This is a genomic window from Streptomyces hirsutus (assembly GCF_001418415.1).
Lineage (GTDB): Bacteria > Actinomycetota > Actinomycetes > Streptomycetales > Streptomycetaceae > Streptomyces > Streptomyces hirsutus.
In genome coordinates this window covers 1-2,920 of the sequence record NZ_LIQT01000746.1, presented here as the reverse complement: position 1 = coordinate 2,920, position 2,920 = coordinate 1, and the positions used below count along the sequence as shown (strand labels likewise).

The following is a 2,920-nucleotide window of genomic DNA, read 5'->3' as shown; positions in this document are numbered from 1 at the left end:
GTCCACGGGATGCACGGAGTCCGCGGCGACCTGCCCGGCCTCCGTACACCCCGCGGACTCCGTGCATCCCGTGGACCCCGCGCGTCCCGTGGACCCCTACGACTACGACGCCGTCACCGACTGGCGCGCCGCCTCGGCCGCCCGGCCCCCGGCCGGCACCGACGACGCCGCGCCACCCACCGGGACACCGGCACAGGCCAAGGGCGCCAAGGGGCGCGCGTTCACCGGGATCGCGGCCGCCGCCGTCACCACCGTGCTGGCGGTCGTCGTGGCCGGCCAGGTCGCCGAGGGAGGGGACGGTTCCGACGACCTCCAGGCGCAGTCCGCCCCCGAACAGGCGGCGCGCGACGCCCGGGACCCCGGCGTGAACGGGGGCGCGGGTGATGAGCGGAACACGTCCCCGGACGCCCCCCGCGCCGCCGGGCCGCTGACGTACGCCCAGAAGATGGACAAGAAGTACCCGCTCGGCGCCACGGCCGAGGGCTCGGGGAAGTTCGACGCGGTCCCCGGCATCGCCGACGCGCCGGGCAAGGGGCAGAGGGTCACCTATCGCGTGGACGTGGAGCGGGGGCTCGGTCTGGACGGCGTGCTCTTCGCCGATGCGGTGCACAGGACGCTCAACGACAACCGCAGCTGGGCGCACAACGGCGCCCGCGCCTTCGAACGGATCCATTCCGGCAGTCCCGACTTCGTCATCACCCTCGCCAGTCCCGGGACGACCGCCGACTGGTGCGCCAAGTCCGGCCTGGACACCACGGTCGACAACGTCTCCTGCGACTCGGCCGCCACCGAACGCGTCATGATCAACGCGTTCCGCTGGGCGCAGGGCGCCGAGACGTACGGCGACGAGATGCTCGCCTACCGCCAGATGCTGATCAACCACGAGGTCGGCCACCGCCTCGGGTACAACCACCTCAGCTGTGACAAGGACGGCGATCTGGCCCCGGTCATGCAGCAGCAGACCAAGTTCCTCGACCACGACGGAATCAGCTGCCTGCCCAACGCCTGGCCGTACCCGAAGGACTGACGGACGCGTCGGGGCCGGCACGGGCCGTGGGCGCCCGTGCCGTGTCCGCCGCCGTCCGCATGGTCATCCGATCTCTTGGCGCGACCAAACGCGCCCCGCGCCGGAAAGTTACGACCGTTCACCCCTTCCGGTGGTGCGACGGACAACCGTCCATCACGCCACCCCCTTGACCGTCTACGTTCGTCCCGCTGCGAGCCGCCGGGCCAACGGCGGCTCCCCATACGGGAGATCGGGGGTGCACTCGTGCGCATCGGACTGCTTACGGAGGGTGGTTATCCGTATGTGAGCGGTGACGCCGGACTCTGGTGCGACCGTCTCGTGCGCGGACTCGGGCACCACGAGTTCGACGTCTACGCGTTCAGCCGCAGCGAGGCCCAGGAGGACGGCGGCTGGGTGCCGCTGCCGCCCCAGGTCGGACGGGTGCGCACCGCGCCGCTGTGGACGGCCGAGGACGACGGGGTGGTGTACGGCAGGCGCGCGCGCCGGCGCTTCGCCGAGCACTACGGCGAACTCGCCGCCGTCCTCTGCACGTCGGACCCGGGGCCCGCGTCGGACCCCGCGGACCCCGACGCGGACCCCGGGACGGGAGGGACGACCCGTGCCCCGGCCGAGGCGGACCGTTTCACCGGAGCTCTGTACGGCCTCGCCGAACTCGCCCGCGACGAGGGCGGTCTCGTGGCCGCCCTCCGCTCCGAGACCGCCGTACGCGCCCTGGAACGCGCCTGTCGTGCGCCCCGCGTGCTGCCCGCCGCGCGGGAGGCCCGGGTGTCGGACCTGCTGGCTGTGGCAGCGCACCTGCACGAGGCCCTGCGCCCCCTCTCGCTCGACTGGTACGAGGAGGACGGGCTCGGCGCGGTCGACCTGTGCCACGCCGCCTCCGGCGGCACGGCCGCCCTTCCGGGCCTGCTCGCCGGCCACTTCTTCGACGTCCCCCTGCTGGTGACCGAGTACGGCGTACGGCTGCGCACGCACTATCTGACCCGGCCGGACTCCTCACCCGCCGTCCGGTCCCTCCTCGCGGCCTTCCACGGCCGGCTCGCCGCCGAGACCTACCGGCGGGCCGCTTTCATCACTCCGGGCAACACCCATGCCCGCCGCTGGCAGGAGCGCTGCGGCGCCGACCGGGCGAAGGTCCGCACGGTCCACCCCGGGATGGACGCGGCGCCCTTCGCGGAGGTGGGCGAGTCCCCGGAGCGCGCCGATCCGCACACCCTGGTCTGGACCGGCCGGGTGGAGCCCGCCAAGGACCTGGTCTCGCTGCTGCACGCGTTCGCCGGGATCCGCACCGCCGAGCCCGGGGCCCGCCTGCGGATCATCGGCGGCCCGGCCGGCCCCGAGGGCGCCGCCTACCTCGAGCACTGCCGGGAACTGGCCGCGCGGTTCTTCCCGGACGGGACCGGAGTCCCGCACGCCGACGGCGCCGGTCCGGTGTCCTTCGAGGAGATCGGCGGCCCGGGACTCGCCGGCCCCGCCGACGCGTACGCCGCAGCCGCCGTGACCGTTCTGTCCAGCGTGGTCGAAGGCTTCCCCACCGGACTCGTCGAGGCGATGCTCGCCGGCCGCGCGACGGTGTCCACGGACGTCGGCGCGGTGGTCGAGGTCGTCGGCGGCACCGGACTCGTCGTACCGCCGCGCGATCCGCAGGCGCTCGCGGAGGCGTGCGTGTCGCTGCTGCGCGATCCCGAGCGGCGCGCGCGCCTCGGTGCCGCCGCGCGCGCCCGCGCACTCGAACTCTTCACCGTCGAGCAGAACATCGCCGCGTTCCACGACCTGTACCTGGAGATCGTCGCGCGTACCCCGGCCCGCCGCGTCCGCCTGAACGGCACGGGTGATCCCTTGCCCTTCGCCGCCCCGGTCGAGGCCCACGTCCCCGGCCACTGGACCGACCCCGCC

2 protein-coding genes are annotated in these 2,920 nt (G+C 74.2%); both read left to right on the top strand.

Features of this window, described 5'->3' with window-relative positions; all coding sequences use genetic code 11:
- The coding region (locus AOK11_RS38190; protein ID WP_107098787.1) for a DUF3152 domain-containing protein at window positions 1–1,027 on the top strand (1,027 nt) is incomplete at its 5' end.
- A 243-nt stretch (window positions 1,028–1,270) separates the two neighbouring features.
- Window positions 1,271–2,920, top strand: a 1,650-nt coding sequence (locus AOK11_RS38185; RefSeq protein ID WP_055598190.1) for a DUF3492 domain-containing protein, incomplete at its 3' end; no start/stop codon positions are given.